Genomic DNA, 16,255 nt, shown 5'->3' with positions numbered 1-16,255 from the left:
TGGTCGGCCGGAACATGCCGCAGGTCGGGACGTGATGGCGGGAACTCAGTCGTCGTCGCGCTTCAGCGCGGCGTCGGCAGCCAGCAGAGCTTCGGCGGCGGCGCTGAGCGCGGGGGAGGGCGGCAACGGCGAACCGATGGCGTCCATCATCTGCTGCATGCCCACGAATGCACGCGCGCGGCGATCATAGATGCCGGTGACCAGCAGGGCGCGCGTGGCGATCTTCTGGCCGTCGCCGACCAGCACGCGCTGCTCCATGATCACGCGCGTGCCGACCCAGCCGGCCAGGCGTGTTTCCAGGGTGAAGTGCTGGAATGGCCGGAGCTCGCGGCGGAACTGGATGGTGCCGGCGCCGACGATCGGCGCCCATTTCTCGCGCAGCGCCACCTTGCCCAGGCCCATGCGCAGGATCAGGTCCAACCGGCCCAGATCGAAGATGTTCCAGTAGCGGCCGTTGGTCATGTGCAGGTTGCTGTCCAGGTCGTTGGGCAGCACCCGGAACTGCAGCCGCGACACGCCGAAAGGCGCCTCCAGCCTGGGCCGGAACAGACTGCACAGCAGCAGATGGAGCAGGCGGAACCAGAGATTCATGATTATTACGAGTGTTATAGAATCGACGGTACGCTAGTCTATGACGACTGTCTTAGCAAGGCGCAGCCATGAGTCCGCGAACTTCCGACGCTCCCCAGCGCGTGATCGATGCCGCCGCGCAGATGCTGGCTCGGGTCGGGCTGAATGCAACCAGCATCCGTGAAGTGACCAAGCTGGCCGACGCGCCGCTGGGTTCCACCTACCATCACTTTCCCGGCGGCAAGCAGGAGCTGCTGGCGCGCGCCACGCTTATGGCCGGCGACAAGGTGGAAGCGCTGCTGGTGGCGCTGCTGAAGGGCGGCGCAGTGCAGGGCCTGCAGCAGTTCCTGGCGATGTGGCGCGAGCGCCTGCTGCGCTCCGGGTTCCGCGCGGGTTGCCCGGTGCTGGCCGCTGCCGTTGAGGAGCCGATGGACGCAGTGCCGAGCCAGCCCCGCGCGGCAGCTGCCGAGGTGTTCGTGCGCTGGCACGATCATCTCGCCACGGCGCTCGTCGCCGAAGGACATGCGCCAGCCGCTGCGGGTGAGCTGGCCAGCCTGGTGATTGCCAGCGTGGAAGGCGCGGTGGCGATGTGCCGCGCGCTGCAGGATATCGCTCCGTTTGACCAGGTCGCCGCGCAGCTGCTCAGGGCTGTCGCGCCACCTGCGCGCTAGAATCAACGCGAACGCGCTGCTGCGTGCCCGGCAAGGACGTCCCCATGTTGCACCACCTCTCCCTCGGCGTCCGTGACCTCGATGCCGCAGGCCGCTTTTACGATGCCGCACTCGCCACGCTTGGGTTTCGCCGGGTCTTCGAGGACGAGACCGCGATCGGTTATGGGGTGGTCGATGATGAGGATGCGCTGTGCCTGAAGCTGCGTGATGACGCCGCAGCGCCGGGTCCCGGTTTCCACGTAGCGTTTGCCGCGGACTCGGCAGCGGCCGTGGATGCCTTCCACGCAGCCGCCGTGGCCAACGGGGGCGCTGACAACGGTGCGCCCGGGCCGCGCCCCGATTACGGAGACTTCTACTACGCGGCGTTCGTGGTCGATCCCGATGGCCATCGCATCGAAGCGGTGACCAAGGCGCGGCCGGAGTGACGCAGCCAGGTGTTTCGGCGCCCGCACGCTGACAAGCACAAGCGCACGCAGCAGCTCACGCCAGCGATGGTTCGCGCGGTGGGACGCTGCCGGGTACGTCGTCGAAGTGGCTGAAACGACGACGCCGGATCACACCCGGCGCCGCCCGGGGCGATCAATCGAAACGCCAGCGCACGCCTGCATAGATGCCCCGGCCTTCGCCAGGCGTGGAGCGGGCGACATCCTTGCCGGCGTCGTCGTAGCCCGGTGTGACCGTGGCCGCGTAGTGGCGGTTGCCGAGGTTGCGCATCTCCGCCCACGCCTGCCAGCGGCCACCGGGTGCGTCGTAGCCGATGCGGCTGCCGAATATCACGTGGCTGTCGGCCCAGTAGCTGTTGGCGTAGTCCACCGCGATGCGCGAGGCGTATTCGGTGTTCAGCGCGGCGTACAGGCCGGAGGCATGATCGAAGCGCAGCTCGGCCTGGTAGCTGTGGCGCGGCAGGCCCGGCAGGCGGTTGCTGCCGAAGCGAGCGTCGTGGCGGTAACGGAAATCACTGAAGGTGTACGCTTGGCGCAACGACAGGCGCCCCGGCGCGGCCTGCCACAGCGTGCTGTCCAGACCGGCTTCGATGCCACGGTGCACGGTGGGGCTGGCGTTGTTCTCGGCGATGAACAGGTTCGGCACCGGTTGCAGTTCGACACTGAGCAGTTCGTGGTTTACGTGCGCGTAGTAGCCGGTCAGTTCCCAGCGACCCAGCGCCGCGTTACCGCGCGCGCCCAGTTCCAGCGTGGTGGCGGTCTGGTTCTGCATCGGCACCGGCGCGCGCTGGCGGCCGCTGGACGGTCCATTGCCCGGCCCGAAGTATTGGTTCGAGCCCCAGATCATCGACCACGGGTGTGGCGCTTCAACCGACCGGCTGAGGTTGCCGAACCACTGGGTCTGCGCGCTGTGCTGCCAGGTGAAGCCCAGTCGCGGCGCGTAGTCCCAGTCGTGGTCGCGCAGGCGGCCGCCACTGCTCGGCCAGGTCACCTGCACATCGCGGCGGGTGTTGATCAGTGCCAGCCCGGTCTGCATGCGCAGGCGGTCATTGAAGGCGAGGGTATTGCCGACGTGCAGTGTGCTGTCGGTGCCGTGGTGGCGGAAGTCACGCGTGCGCGTACCGGCGGCATAGCCGTTGCTGGCAAAGCGCAGCGACTCGCGCACATCGGCGTCCAGATCGTGGGTGACGCGCAGACCGATCGTGGTTTGGCTGTCCAGGCCGAACAGCCGGTGGCGGTGGTGGTAGTCCAGCGTGGCGTTGAGGTTGGCGTAGTCAAGCTGCTGGCGGTACAGGCTCTCGTTCAAGTCCATCGGATACGTGTGATAGACCAGCCCGGCCTGCAGCGAAGAATCCTCGTCGATCTGCAGCGTGGTGACATTACCGACCCAGGTACTGCCCGGCTGCGGGCGGCGCGCATCGATGGCCAGGTTGGCTGCGTTCGCGGCTCGCGGATCGTTGCGGATCTGATCGCGGGTCAAGCGACCGGGCGTTTCGTGATTGGTTTCGCGGTAGCGAACGAAGAAACGCGTCTGCAGGTCGGGCGTGATCTGCCAGCCGATGTTGGCCATCGCGCCCTTGCCGTCGCCGCGCGCATGGCGCTGATAACCATCGAACTCGGTATCGGTGTAGGCCAGGAAGTAATCGAGATCGCCGTTGACACCGCCCCAGCTGATGCCGCGTTTCTGGTAGCCACGGCTGCCCGCTTCGTAGTGCAGCTGCATGCCGGCCGAATCACGGCCGCTGCGGCTGACGTAGTTGATCGCGCCCCCCAGGGCCAGCGCACCGCGCTCGAAGCCGTTGGCCCCGCGCAGCACCTCTACCCGCGACAGCCACAGCGGTTCCAGCAGTTCGTAGGGCGTGCCGCCGGGGCCGGTCAACGGCAGGCCGTCGATCGATACGGCGATGCCCGAGGCATGTGCGCCCGGGCCGCGATTGATGCCCGAGCCACGGATCGAGACCTTGGTGCCTTCGTTGCCGGGCGACTGCGCGCTGATGCCCGGCTGGAAGGCCAGCACATCGGCACTGCTGGCCAGTCGGCTGTCGGCCTCGGCCACGTCGATGACGTTGCTGGCGCCGGGTACGCGCTTCAGCGCTTCGCGTGCCTGTGCGCTGGCATCGGCCGCAGTGACCTGCACGGCATCAAGGGTGGTGGCCTGCGGGGCGGCCTGGGCGGTCGAGGCCAGGCCAAACGAGACGGCCAGGAACAGCAGCGACGGGGTAGGGCGGTACGGCGCGAGCGACATGCGGAAATGCTGTAAACCACGAAAGTGGCGCGCAAGTTAACAGGTCGGCGGCGCCACGTCACCCATCACCGGCGTATGGGGCTGGTGCACCTGTAGAGCCGAGCCCATGCTCGGCTGCTTTTTTTACGGAGCCGAGCATCGGCTCGGCTCTACAAAGACGGTTTCGCCAGCGCCTTGGCCTTCGCGTACAGCCGATCAGCCGCTTCCTTCTCGCCCAGCGCGGCGTGGCATTCGGCCAGGCTGTCCCAGGCGTTGGCCGACTGCGGATACAGCGCGGTGTTGAGTGCAAATACCTTCAACGCCCTGCGCGCGCCCAGGCTCTCGCGGATGCCATAGCCATCGCTGTTGATCGCACGTTCCAGCTCGCTGCCGGTGATGCCGTGGTCGTCGCGCAGCCAGGCCCGCATTGCCTGTGCAGCCCCTGCGTCATCGTCCAACGCATAGGCAATCAGGCGTTCGGACAGCGCAGCGTGCGGAAACACCTTGGGTGCGGCGATGGCCATCGTGCTCTCCACCAGGGTGCTCGACCAGACGTTGCGGGCGCTGCCGTTGGTGAGGTACACGAACAGCCAGTAGCCGCTGGCCAGGGTGTCCTTGTACGCCAGCCGCGCGCGCACGCGGGTGCCACCATCATGACCGACCTGGGTGTAGCCATCGCTGCGCGTGGTATCCCAGCCGGTGGAGAAGAAATTGCTGCGGCCATCGGTCAGCCTCTGCGGCTGCCAGAGCTTTTCCAGTGTTGCCGTACGCAGCAGCTTGCCGGTGGCCAGCGCCTGCAGGAAACGGTTCATGTCGCCCACGCTGGTCTGCAGATCGGCATGGCCCCAGCCGTAGTCCGGCCACGGGTCTTCGTTGGCCGGCTGCAGCTGCCCATCCTTGCCGATGTACGGCACGGCCGCGCGCTGGGCTGGCACGCTGGCGACACCCCACGAGGTGCTGGCCATCTTCAACGGCTGCAGGATGCGTTCGTGGGCGATCGCCGGGTAGGGCCTGCCGTAATGCGTTTGCAGCAATGCGGTCAGCACCAGATAGTTGGCCTGCGTGTACTGCACGCGGCTTCCGGTGGCGAACTGCATCGGTGCCGCGCCGGCCACCTTCAGTGCAGCGGCAAGATCTGGCGCCACACCGGTGTAGCCCTTGCTCACCCAGCGGTTGTCCACCCGCTCGTAGTACTCGCCGATACCGGAGCTGTGGTTGAGGAAATCACGCACACGGATCGCCTGCCATGCTGCGGGCAAGTCCAGCACATAGCGGCTGGCGGGTGCATCCAGATCCACCTTGCCCTCATCGACCAGCTGCATCACCAGCGTGCTGGTCAGCAGCTTGGCCATCGACTGCGCGGCGAAGATGGTATCGACGGTGGCCGGTGAATGGGTAGCGGGATCACGTTCATCGCTGGCGCCCTGGTACAGCACCTGGCCGTTGTGTGCGACCAGTACCGCCTGGCCGGCGATGCCATAGCGTTCGCGGTTGGCCTGCAACTGCGCATCCATCCGGGTCGGCAGATCGTTGCGAACATCTCCCGCCAGAGCAGGCAGGGCAACGGTCAAGGCACAGAAGAGCGCGGCAAGGGCGCGGTACATCGCGATGATCCGTCAGTGGCGATGGCGCATCTTGGTCAGCGGCGGGGGCGGGGTCAAGCGCATGGCGCCGGGCCATGCCCGGCGTCGCAGGTACCGCCACCGGTAGCGCCGGGCCATGCCCGGCGACACCCGGGTCACGATCAGCCCAGGATTCCCGGCAGATCCAGCCCCTTCTCCTTCGCGCACTCGATCGCGATGTCATACCCCGCATCCGCGTGGCGCATCACGCCGGTGGCCGGGTCGTTCCACAGCACACGACCGATGCGCTTGGCGGCCGCCTCGGTGCCATCGCAGACGATGACCATGCCGGCGTGCTGCGAGAAGCCCATGCCCACGCCGCCGCCGTGGTGCAGCGACACCCAGGTCGCACCGCTGGCGGTGTTGAGCAGCGCGTTCAGCAGCGGCCAGTCGGAGACTGCGTCGGAGCCGTCGGCCATGGCTTCGGTTTCGCGGTTCGGCGAAGCGACGCTGCCGCTGTCCAGGTGGTCGCGGCCGATCACCACCGGCGCCTTCAGCTCACCGTTGGCGACCATTTCGTTGAAGGCCAGCCCCAGCCGATCACGGTCACCCAGGCCCACCCAGCAGATGCGCGCCGGCAGACCCTGGAACTTGATCTTCTCGGCGGCCATGTCCAGCCAGCGGTGCAGGTGCGGGTTGTCCGGAATCAGTTCCTTCACCTTGGCGTCGGTCTTGGCGATGTCTTCCGGATCGCCACTCAGCGCGGCCCAGCGGAACGGGCCGATGCCGCGGCAGAACAGCGGACGGATGTAGGCCGGGACGAAGCCGGGGAAATCGAAGGCATTGGCCACGCCTTCTTCCAGCGCCATCTGCCGCAGGTTATTGCCGTAATCGACGGTCGGCACGCCCAGCGCGTAGAAGCCGAGCATGGCGCGGATGTGGTTGGCCATCGAGGCACGCGCGGCCTTTTCCACTTCCTTCGGCGCGGAAACCCGCTTCTCGTCCCATTGTTCGACGGTCCAGCCCTGCGGCAGGTAGCCGTTCACCGGGTCGTGCGCGGAGGTCTGGTCGGTCAGCAGGTCCGGCTTCACGCCGCGCTTGAGCAGTTCGGCCAGCACATCGGCAACGTTGCCGAGCAGGCCCACCGATTTCGGCGTGCCCGCCTTGCAGGCTTCATCGATCAGGCGCAGGGCTTCGTCCAGGTTGTCGGTCCAGGTGTCCAGGTAGCCGGTGCGCAGGCGCATGTCGATGCTGCTCCTGCGGCACTCGACCGCCAGGCAGGACGCACCCGCCATCACTGCCGCCAGCGGCTGAGCGCCGCCCATGCCGCCCAGGCCGCCGGTGAACAACCACTTGCCGGTGAGATCGCCGCCGAAGTGCTGGCGGCCCATTTCCACGAACGTCTCGTAGGTGCCCTGCACGATGCCCTGGGCGCCGATGTAGATCCAGCTGCCGGCGGTCATCTGGCCGTACATGGCCAGGCCCTTCTTATCCAGCTCGTTGAAGTGGTCCCAGTTGGCCCAGCGCGGCACCAGGTTGGAGTTGGCGATCAGCACGCGCGGCGCATCGGCATGCGTGCGGAACACGCCCACCGGCTTGCCCGACTGCACCAGCAGGGTCTGGTCATCGTCCAGGCGCTTGAGCGTTTCGACGATGGCATCGAAGCTCTCCCAGTCGCGCGCGGCGCGGCCGATGCCGCCGTACACCACCAGTTCCTGCGGCCGTTCGGCCACGTCCGGATGCAGGTTGTTCATCAGCATGCGCAGCGGTGCTTCGGTCAGCCAGCTCTTGGCGTTGAGCGTGGTGCCGGTCGGTGCGGCAAGGGTGCGGGACGGGTCGTTGCGGGTCATGCGGCGCTCCGGTTCGTAGCAAATTCAAGGCAGGCATTGAGCACCTGCGCCAGGGTGTGGCGCAGCGGTGCGGCGTGGTCGGGGTCGAGCGGGGTGGGCCAGCTGTGCTCGTCCACCTGGTCCGGCAGGGGTTCGTGCATGTAGCCGCGACAGGCCAGCTCCATCTGCAGGCTGTGCACGCCGCCGGCCACGTTGCTGTAGTGGCGGGTGATCCAGCCGCCCTTGAAGCGGCCGTTGCGCACCTGGCTCATGCCGCTGATCTTCAGCAGGTTCTCCACCACGTCGCTCAGTGCGTTGTCGCAGGAGGTATCCGGTGCGCCGGACGGACCGGCGGTGCCGAGATTGAACTGCGGCAGTTCACCGTCGAACAGGTGTGGAATGTGCGAGCGGATCGAGTGCGCGTCATACACCACCACCGTGCCGTGACGTGCGCGCAGCCGCGCGATCTGCGCGGCCAGCGCGTCGTGGTAAGGCGCGAAATAGGTGTCCCGACGGCGCGCGATCTCCGCTTCGTCCGGCTCGCGCCCGGTGTGGTACAGCGGCTGGTTGTCGAAGGTGGTCAGCGGGCACAGGCCGGTGGTGTTCTGGCCCGGGTACAGCGATACCCCGCTGGGATCGCGGTTGAGATCGATCACCGAACGCGAGATCGCCGACCGCACGGTGGTCGCGCCCATGCCGCGTGCGAAGTCGTACAGTTCGTGCACCCACCAGTCGGCGTCGCGACGCGCCAGCCACGGCGAGTGATAGTCGCCGATCAGATCGTGCGGCAGCTCGCTGCCGGTATGCGGGAAGCTGACGATCAGCGGGGCATCGCCCTCGTGCACCGTCAGCCATTCGGGGTGGGCATTCATGCCTGCGGCTCCACGGTCGGCAGGACAGCTTCCAGGCCCCGTGCCAGCGCGCCGCTGCGCACGAGCGAGGTGGCAACCACCATGTCCGGGTGGAAGTAGCGGTCGTCCTGCAGGGTCGGCACCTGCGCGCGCAGGGTGGCGCGCACGTTCTCCAGGGCAGCGCTGGAGCGCAGCGGCGCATGGAAGTCACAGCCCTGTGCGGCGGCCAGCAGTTCGATGCCGATCACATTGGCCGCGTTCTCGGCCATCTGCATCAACCGGCGCGCACCGTGTGCGGCCATGGACACGTGGTCTTCCTGGTTGGCCGAGGTCGGGATCGAATCCACACTGGCCGGATAGGCCCGCTGCTTGTTCTCGGACACCAGCGCGGCGGCGGTCACCTGCGGAATCATGAAGCCGGAATTCAGGCCGGGGCGCGGGGTCAGGAAAGCCGGCAGGCCGGACAGTGCCGGATCCACCAGCATGGCCAGGCGGCGTTCGCTGATCGAACCGATCTCGCACACCGCCATCGCCAGCATGTCGGCCGCGAAGGCCACCGGCTCGGCGTGGAAGTTGCCGCCGGACAGCGCCTCGCCGGTGTCGGTGAACACCAGCGGATTGTCGGACACGCCGTTGGCTTCGATTTCCAGCGTGGTGGCGGCCTGGCGCAGGATGTCCAGTGCCGCACCCATCACCTGCGGCTGGCAGCGCAGGCAATACGGATCCTGCACCCGCACGTCGTTGTCGCGATGCGATTCACGGATGCCCGAGTCCTGCATCAGCGTGCGCAGCGTGGCGGCCGTGGCGATCTGTCCGCGCTGGCCACGAATGGCATGGATGCGCGGATCGAACGGTGTATCCGATCCCTTCGCCGCTTCCACCGACAGTGCGCCGGTGACCAGCGCGGCCTGGAACACGGTCTCGATCTCGAACAGGCCGGCCAGTGCATAGGCGGTGGAGAACTGGGTGCCATTGAGCAGGGCCAGGCCTTCCTTTGCGCCCAGTTCAACCGGCTGCAGGCCGGCCCGCGCCAGTGCGTCCCGGGCCGGCAGCCGCTCATCGCCGATGAAGGCTTCGCCCACGCCCAGCATCACACTGGCCAGGTGCGAAAGCGGTGCGAGGTCACCCGATGCGCCGACCGAGCCCTGCGCCGGCACCACCGGCAACACGCCCTTGACCAGCATCGCCTCCAGCAGCAGCAGCGTCTCCTCGCGCACACCGGAAGCCCCCTGGGCCAGGCTGACCAGCTTCAGCGCCATCATCAGCCGCACCACGCTGGCGGGCATCGGCTCACCCACGCCTGCGGCGTGCGACAGAACGATGTTCCGCTGCAGCGTGGCCAGGTCTTCGCGCTCGATGCGCACGCTGGCCAGCTTGCCGAAGCCGGTATTGATGCCGTACACCGGCGCACCCTTGGCGACGATGGCTGCCACGGCGGCGGCACTGGCGCGTACCACCGGCAGCGCCGCCGGATCCAGCGCAAGCGGCGCACCGCGATAGACCTGTCGCCACTGGGCGAGGGTGACATGGCCGGGGCGAAGAACCAGGGTGTTGCTCATGTGTTGCTCCAGGAGGCAGGCAGGTCGGGCTGACCGCGCACCACGCGCGCGTGCAGCGGGTTGAATCCAATGCGGTAGACCAGGTCGGCGGGCGCGTCGATGTCCCAGATCGCCAGGTCGCAGTCCATGCCCACGGCCAGGCGCCCGATGCGGTCGCCATGGCCCAGCGCACGCGCTGCTTCGCGGGTGAAGCCGGCGATGCACTCGTCCACCGTCAGGCGGAACAGGGTCGCGCCCATGTTCATCGCCAGCAGCGGGCTGGTCAGTGGCGAGGTGCCCGGGTTGCTGTCGGTGGCCAGTGCCAGCGGCACGCCCGCTGCACGCAGCGCGGCAATCGGCGGCGGGGTGGTATCGCGGGTGAAATAGAACGCGCCCGGCAGCAGCACGGCAACGGTGCCGGCCGCCGCCATCGCGGCGATACCGGCGTCATCCAGATGTTCGATGTGATCGGCCGACAGCGCGCCGAAGCCGGCGGCAAGCTCTGCGCCGTGCTGGTTGCTCAACTGCTCGGCATGGATCTTCACCGCCAGTCCGTTCGCGCGTGCGGCGTCGAACACCTGCCGCGCCTGCGCAGGGGAGAAGGCGATGTTCTCGCAGAACAGGTCCACGGCTTCGGCCAGGCCCTCGGCCGCGATGGCCGGAATCATCACGTCGCAGACCTCGTCGATGTACTCCTGCGCCTGGCGGCCCGGGGGAACCGCATGGGCACCCAGGAAGGTCGGCACCACATTCACCCGGCATTCCTTGCCCAGCGCGCGTGCGACCTGCAGCTGCTTGCGCTCGTCGTCCAGGGTCAGGCCGTAGCCGGACTTGATCTCGATCGTGGTCACGCCCTCGGCGCGCATCGCCAGCAGGCGAGGACGGCTCTCGGCGGCAAGCTGGGCTGGCGTTGCGGCGCGGGTGGCGCGCACGGTGGAGACAATGCCGCCGCCCGCGCGGGCGATGTCGGCATAGCTCACACCTTGCAGGCGCTGCTCGAATTCGTTGGCGCGGTTGCCGGCGTAGACCAGGTGGGTGTGGCAGTCGATCAGGCCGGGCGAGACCCAGCGGCCTTCGCCGTCGATGCGGGTGGTCGGCTGCAGATGAGCATCGCTGCCGGCGGGGCCGACGTGGACGATGCGGCCGCCCGCGCAGGCCAGCACGCCGTCACGGAGGACACCCAGGCCCTCACCGTCGAGGGTGATCAGATGGACGTTGGACCAGAGGATATCGACATGCATGGCATCCACACTGCGGCTGTGCTTATATGTCTATACAATATAGGTGTCCATTTCGGGTTGTCCAGCCATGTCCGATTCGCGTTCCCCGTCCTGTTTCCATGCCGCCCACGCGCTGCTCGCCGATGGCTGGGCCCGCGATGTCCGCCTGCAGGTGCAGGCGGGGCGCATCGCCGCGATCGACGTGGGGCAGCCCGCGCAGGATGGGGATGCCCGGGTCGGCATCCTGGTGCCGGGCCTGCCGAACCTGCACAGCCATGCGTTCCAGCGCGGCATGGCCGGCCTGACCGAGATCGGGGGCGGCGACGGCGACAGCTTCTGGAGCTGGCGCGAACTGATGTACCGCTTCCTTGCCCGCCTGCGCCCGGACGCAGTGCAGGCCATCGCTGCCCAGGCATACATGGAGATGCTGGAAAGCGGCTTCACCCGTGTCGGCGAGTTCCATTACCTGCACCACGATGCGGAGGGGCGGCCCTACGCCGACCGGGCCGAGATGAGTGCACGTATTGCCGCAGCCGCGGCACAGACCGGCATCGGCCTGACCCTGCTGCCGGTGTTCTATGCCCACGCCGATTTCGGTGGTGCAGCGCCGAACCCGGCCCAGCGTCGGCTGATTCACGACGTGGACGGTTTTGCGCGGCTGCTGGAGGGTGCCCGTGCTGCGCTGGCTGCGTTGCCCGATGCGGTGCTGGGCATCGCCCCGCACAGTCTGCGGGCCGTCACCGGCGATGAACTGGCAGCACTGCTGCCGTTGAACGAGGGCCCGGTGCACATCCACATCGCCGAGCAGGTGCGCGAAGTCGACGCCTGCCTGGCGTGGAGTGGACAGCGTCCCGTGCAGTGGCTGTACGCGCACACCGAGGTGGACGCGCGCTGGTGCCTGGTGCACGCCACCCACATATCCGATGACGAGCGCGCCTCCATCGTCGCCAGCCGGGCCGTCGCCGGCCTGTGCCCGATCACCGAAGCCAATCTGGGCGATGGCCTGTTCCCGATGCAGGCGTTCGCACGCGAAGGCGGGCGCTTCGGCGTGGGGTCCGATTCCAACGTGCTGATCGATGCGGCCGAGGAACTGCGCCTGCTCGAATACGGCCAACGCCTGGCGCTGCGCGGGCGCAACGTGCTGGCTGCCGATGCCAGCCGCAGCAGCGGCAGATTCCTGTTCGAGGGCGCGCTGCACGGCGGCGCACAGGCGTTGGGCGTGGCCGCAGGTCTGCAGGTCGGGGCCAGTGCCGACCTGCTCGAACTGGACGCTGCACACCCCGCGCTGCAGGCGCGACGGGATGACGCATGGCTTGACAGCTGGGTGTTCGCCGCACGTAATGGCGCGCTGCGATCGGTCTGGCGCAATGGCCGCCAATGCGTGGCCGAAGGCCGCCACCTCCAGCGCGAGGCGATCACCACCGCCTTCGCTACCGCCCTGCGCGGCGTGCTGGGCTGATCGCTTCCCGCCATCGAGACCTGTCACGTGAAGGCCAGCAAGTCCGCCACGCTCAACCAGCGCATCCGCAGCGACCTGGAAAGCCGCATTCTCAGCGGAGAGTGGGCGCCGGGTTTCCGCATCCCCTATGAGCACGAACTGATGGAGCAGTACGGCTGCTCGCGGATGACCGTCAACAAGGTGCTGACCGCGCTGGCCGAGAGCGGCATGATCGAGCGTCGCCGCCGGGCCGGTTCGTTCGTCGCCCGGCAGCCACCGCATCTGGAACAGGTGGCGCTGGAGATTCCGGACATCGCGATGGAGGTCGGCTCGCGTGGCCACCAGTACGGGTACCGGCTGCTGCAGCGCGAGCTGCGCCTGGCCGACGCCGGCAATGCCGGTGAAGTGGAGCTGGCCGGCAGTGAAATGCTGCTGGCGATGCGCTGTCTGCATCTGGCCGACGGCCGCCCGCTGGCGTTGGAGCACCGGTTGATCAGCCCGGTGGGTGTACCGGAGGTGCTGGAGGTGGACTTCAGCACCACCGCGCCGGGCAGCTGGCTGCTGCAGAACGTGTCCTGGACCCGGGCGCAGCACCGCATCAGCGCGTGGGGTGCGGACACGGCGTCTGCCCGCCTGCTGGACGTGAAGCCGGGCACCGCCTGCCTGGTGATCGAACGCCTGACCTGGCGGGGCGAACAGCCCATCACCCGCGTGCGCCAGGTGTTCCTCGGCGACGCCTGGGATCTGGTGGCCCGCTTCGCGCCCGGCGCGCGCTAGAGCGCACGCTTCCGCGCGTTCAGATCAATACGTCGCGCACTGCCGCCAGCGCACCGGCTCATCCACGCCGGGGCGGGCATTGAGCTGCACGCGCACCGTGCGCAGCGCGGGGTAGCGCAGGACCTGCGTGCAGACGCGCGGCCACACATCGTCAAGTTCGCCGGTGCGGTTGATCGCCAGGGTCTGCCGGGTCAGCCAGACGCCGCTGGCAATGCCGGGCTGGCCAGCCAGCGCCCGGGCCAGATCCGCCTGGTAACGGTCAAGGGTCGCCATATCCGGGTTGGGATCGCTGTGGCCATCGTCCGCCGGCGTGGAAACGGCAGCAGCAGGCGCTGCCGCTGCCGGTGCGGGCGCCTGGGAGACAGCGGCAGGCGCCGCGGCGGCGATGTCGGCGGAGGCAGGGGCGGTCACCGCCTGCGGCGCCGGTGACGCCAGGTGCAGGCCCTGCAGGCCGAGGCCGACCAGCAGGCCGACGGTTACCGAGGCCAACGCGGCAATGGCGATGCGACGCAGGGCCTCGTGGCGTGCAGTGGCGCGCACGCGCGCATCGATGTCGGCCGGCAGATAGGGCTGCAGCAATGGCCACAGGCGCGGGCCGTCCAGCACCTCCACGGCCTGCAGCTCGGCGGCACTACGGCCATCGCGCTGGATCCGGCCTTCGGTGATCAGCACGCCGCCCTTGGCCCCGGCCAGCCGCGCTGCCGCGCCCAGTTCGTTCACCGCAGCGGTACCGATGCGATAGGCCAGGCCATGCTTGCAGGACACCCGCCAGGTATTGGGGCCATCGCTGAGCAGGAAATCGCTGCTGGGCTCGCGGGCATCCTCGGCAGGAACCTCCAGTTCGCGCAGGCCGCGCTGCTCGCGCAGCATCCGCTTGACCAGCGCGGAGAACTCCCGCCAGTGCATGCCGGCCAAGGCCTGCAGGCCCAGTTGCATCTCCTTCTGCCGCCGCTTGATCCACCACAGGTGAACGACGGCCAGGGAACAGATAAGCAGGGCCGACAGCAGGGCCAGAATCCAGGGAAGCATGCAGGGAGAGCGCGGAAGGGGCGAAAACGGAAGCAGACAGTGTAAAGCGCGCACTGCCTGGCAGGGTCAGGACGTTCCCCACAGCAAGCGTGATGGAACGCTCAGATCGGCGTTCCGCAGGCACGAAAAACCCGCCAATCCTGAAGCCGTGAGGGGAGGGAACAAACGGCAGGCGAAGCGATTGGCGGGTTGCTCGCGATTGTCAGGCAAATTTTATTGCATTGCAACAATCCATCGTCAGGGCACGCTGCCCGGCGACTGGTGGCTGCCCGGCGCCGGCGCATCGCTGCCCGAGGCCGCCCGCGTCTCCAGCTTGGCCAGGCGCGCATGCAGGGCGTCCAGGCGTGCCTCCAGCGCGGTGAGCTCGTCGGCGGTGGGCACATGCAGGCGCTTGAGCACGCCCTGCACCTGGTCGTCGAAGGCCTTTTCGACCTTGTTCCAGGTGCCCGAGGCCTTCTCGCGCGCCTCATCCAGCGAGGACTCGACGTTGTCGCGCCATCCCGGGCCCTGCTCGCTGGCGCGCTCACGGCGGCGGGCCTCCCAGGCCTCGCCTTCCTTCACCAGCCCATCGAAGAAACGGCTGCCTTCGGCCTGTGCCCGGCCCAGCGCACCCAGTCCGGCCAGCCAGACCTGCTGGGCCGAATCGCTCAGCTTGCGTGAGAAGCGTCCGGCCTGTTCACCAAAGGTGGCGTCGTCGTCGCGGCGGTCGTCGTTTTCGTAGCGGTTCATCGCACTTCCCGTGGGAGTTGGACCTGCCCCGAGAGTAGCGCGCGCCGCCGTTGCAGGGCCGTGACGGCCGCTGTCGTGGTTCAGCCCAGCTTTTCCTTCAGCACGCGCTGGATTTCGCTTTCGACCATGCCTTTCATTGCCGACAGCAGGAAGCCGAGCTTGGCGGTCACCCGCACGGCGCCCGGTTGCAGCTCGATCGCGCCGTCCACGCCGCTGCCGGAGAAATTCAGCACATCGGCGCTCCACGAGGACTTCAGGCCAAAGCGCTCGGCCAGCTTGGCGGCAACCTGTTCGATCGCCTCGCGCGCCTGTGCGTCGGGCAGGGCGTGGGCGTGGCGGACATCGATGGTGGACATGCAGGCTCCTGGCGCAGGGCGGGGTGATCAGAGAGGGCGAGCATTGTGCGCATCGATCGCGTCCGCGCCAAGCGCTCATCCGGGGTTCTTCTTCGATGCCGGCCAACCTGCTAGGCTGCGCCGCGTGCAGAACCTGCTTGTTCACTTCAGTCAACAACAACAGCCCGACCAGCCGCTGCGGCCCGGGGTGCAACGCATCGTGCGCCATGCCAACGGCAGCGTGCGGCTGGGCGAAGCAGGCAACGGCGCGTTGCTGCTGGCGCAGTTCTGCATGGATGATCGCGGCCTCTGGCTGCAGGTCGGCAACGGCATCCGCGGCATCCATGTCAACGGCCGTCCGGTACGGCGCATGGCGCTGCTGCGCGCCGGCGATGCGGTGTATGTCGATGGCGTTGAGATGGTCCTGCAGGGCGAAGCCGAGAGCCTGCTGCAGGCGCCGTCACCGGACGGCGAGGATGCCGGCGACGAGCAGCGCCTGCTGCGGGGCGTCGGTGGCCTGCACCATGGCCGCAGTTTCACCTTGTCGCGCGCCCGCGTGATCGGCCGCGGCAGCGAGGCCGACATCGCCATCGACGATCCGGCGTTCGCCGAACAGCACGCGCGCGTGGAAGTGCACGGCGATCGCGTCCTGCTGCGTGACCTGGGCAGCGCCGACGGCACCTGCGTCAACGGCGTGGCCGTGCGCCACTGCTGGCTGCAGCCGGGCGACCAGGTGGTATTCGATGGCCAGCACCGTTTCGTGCTGGAAGTGCCGCGTGATCCGCGCCGGCGGCCGCTGGCGGCCGAGGATGAGTCCAGCCACGAGGCCGAACGGGCGCCCGCCGAGCCCCTTCCTCCGCGCCGGGTCCGCCGCTGGCCGTGGCTGCTGGTCAGCGCACTGCTGCTGGCTGCGCTGCTCAGCCTGCTGCTCTGGTTCGGCGCGCGCTGAGCCTGTCGTCGCCGTGCTTCGGGCAGGCGCCGGCCCAGGCCGGCGACCGTCGGCGCAGTGCCGCAGGCGATGGATTCCGATGAAACCAAA

The 16,255-nt window shown here is 68.3% G+C and carries 15 protein-coding genes; 5 read left to right on the top strand and 10 right to left on the bottom strand.

Translation table 11 applies throughout. From position 1 onward, the window contains the following. Nucleotides 1-45: 45 nt before the first annotated feature. Nucleotides 46-591 (bottom strand): thioesterase family protein, encoded by a 546-nt coding sequence (locus tag ACZLIF_RS13160; RefSeq protein WP_128987782.1) that lies wholly within the window; start codon nt 589-591, stop codon nt 46-48. Nucleotides 592-659: 68 nt separating this feature from the next. Here ACZLIF_RS13160 and ACZLIF_RS13155 point away from each other — a divergent pair, with 68 nt between their 5' ends. Beyond that, complete coding sequence (locus tag ACZLIF_RS13155; protein ID WP_128987783.1) at nt 660-1,241, top strand: TetR/AcrR family transcriptional regulator; 582 nt, start codon at nt 660-662, stop codon at nt 1,239-1,241. 44 nt (nt 1,242-1,285) lie between these two features. Beyond that, nucleotides 1,286-1,666 carry a VOC family protein gene (locus ACZLIF_RS13150; protein ID WP_065182888.1) on the top strand — a complete coding sequence of 127 codons (381 nt, stop codon included), beginning with the start codon at nt 1,286-1,288 and terminating at the stop codon, nt 1,664-1,666. A gap of 154 nt (nt 1,667-1,820) precedes the next feature. Here ACZLIF_RS13150 and ACZLIF_RS13145 read toward each other — a convergent pair whose 3' ends face one another. The 6 genes from ACZLIF_RS13145 to hutI form a co-directional block, all read right to left on the bottom strand. Further along, nucleotides 1,821-3,929 (bottom strand): TonB-dependent receptor family protein, encoded by a 2,109-nt coding sequence (locus tag ACZLIF_RS13145; protein ID WP_128987784.1) that lies wholly within the window; start codon nt 3,927-3,929, stop codon nt 1,821-1,823. Between the two features lie 149 nt (nt 3,930-4,078). Then, nucleotides 4,079-5,512, bottom strand: coding sequence for a serine hydrolase domain-containing protein (locus ACZLIF_RS13140; protein ID WP_128987785.1), 1,434 nt, complete (start codon nt 5,510-5,512; stop codon nt 4,079-4,081). 140 nt (nt 5,513-5,652) lie between these two features. Further along, nucleotides 5,653-7,320 carry a urocanate hydratase gene (hutU, locus tag ACZLIF_RS13135; protein ID WP_128987786.1) on the bottom strand — a complete coding sequence of 556 codons (1,668 nt, stop codon included), beginning with the start codon at nt 7,318-7,320 and terminating at the stop codon, nt 5,653-5,655. Continuing rightward, a complete protein-coding gene (hutG, locus tag ACZLIF_RS13130) occupies nt 7,317-8,171 on the bottom strand; it encodes an N-formylglutamate deformylase (RefSeq protein WP_128987787.1) in 855 nt (284 codons plus the stop codon). The genes hutU and hutG overlap by 4 nt, the downstream gene beginning before the upstream one ends. Beyond that, nucleotides 8,168-9,709: a histidine ammonia-lyase gene (gene hutH / locus ACZLIF_RS13125; protein ID WP_053515500.1), complete on the bottom strand. Its 1,542-nt coding sequence runs from the start codon at nt 9,707-9,709 to the stop codon at nt 8,168-8,170. The genes hutG and hutH overlap by 4 nt, the downstream gene beginning before the upstream one ends. Then, a complete protein-coding gene (hutI, locus tag ACZLIF_RS13120) occupies nt 9,706-10,929 on the bottom strand; it encodes an imidazolonepropionase (protein WP_128987788.1) in 1,224 nt (407 codons plus the stop codon). Before hutI ends, hutH begins: the two co-directional genes overlap by 4 nt. 67 nt (nt 10,930-10,996) lie before the next feature. On the opposite strand from hutI, the gene ACZLIF_RS13115 reads away from it, so the two are divergent. Further along, nucleotides 10,997-12,367: a formimidoylglutamate deiminase gene (locus tag ACZLIF_RS13115; RefSeq protein ID WP_128987789.1), complete on the top strand. Its 1,371-nt coding sequence runs from the start codon at nt 10,997-10,999 to the stop codon at nt 12,365-12,367. 27 nt (nt 12,368-12,394) lie between these two features. Continuing rightward, nucleotides 12,395-13,123, top strand: coding sequence for a histidine utilization repressor (gene hutC, locus ACZLIF_RS13110; RefSeq protein WP_053515504.1), 729 nt, complete (start codon nt 12,395-12,397; stop codon nt 13,121-13,123). Between the two features lie 24 nt (nt 13,124-13,147). Here hutC and ACZLIF_RS13105 read toward each other — a convergent pair whose 3' ends face one another. The 3 genes from ACZLIF_RS13105 to ACZLIF_RS13095 all read right to left on the bottom strand — a co-directional run bounded on the left by ACZLIF_RS13105 (nt 13,148) and on the right by ACZLIF_RS13095 (nt 15,237). Beyond that, nucleotides 13,148-14,152, bottom strand: a complete 1,005-nt coding sequence (locus tag ACZLIF_RS13105; RefSeq protein WP_053515506.1) for a restriction endonuclease — start codon at nt 14,150-14,152, stop codon at nt 13,148-13,150. Between the two features lie 237 nt (nt 14,153-14,389). Further along, nucleotides 14,390-14,881: a phasin family protein gene (locus tag ACZLIF_RS13100; RefSeq protein ID WP_053515508.1), complete on the bottom strand. Its 492-nt coding sequence runs from the start codon at nt 14,879-14,881 to the stop codon at nt 14,390-14,392. A gap of 80 nt (nt 14,882-14,961) precedes the next feature. Further along, nucleotides 14,962-15,237, bottom strand: a complete 276-nt coding sequence (locus tag ACZLIF_RS13095) for a polyhydroxyalkanoic acid system family protein (protein WP_053515509.1) — start codon at nt 15,235-15,237, stop codon at nt 14,962-14,964. Between the two features lie 124 nt (nt 15,238-15,361). Between ACZLIF_RS13095 and ACZLIF_RS13090 the strand changes: the two genes are divergently transcribed. Beyond that, nucleotides 15,362-16,165 (top strand): FHA domain-containing protein, encoded by an 804-nt coding sequence (locus ACZLIF_RS13090; RefSeq protein ID WP_128987790.1) that lies wholly within the window; start codon nt 15,362-15,364, stop codon nt 16,163-16,165. The last annotated feature ends 90 nt before the right edge of the window (nt 16,166-16,255 follow it).

It is taken from the genome of Stenotrophomonas sp. 2201_Sma (genome assembly GCF_056486685.1).
The sequence above is the reverse complement of the archived record's forward strand: the minus strand, read 5'-3'. Positions and strand labels throughout refer to the sequence as shown.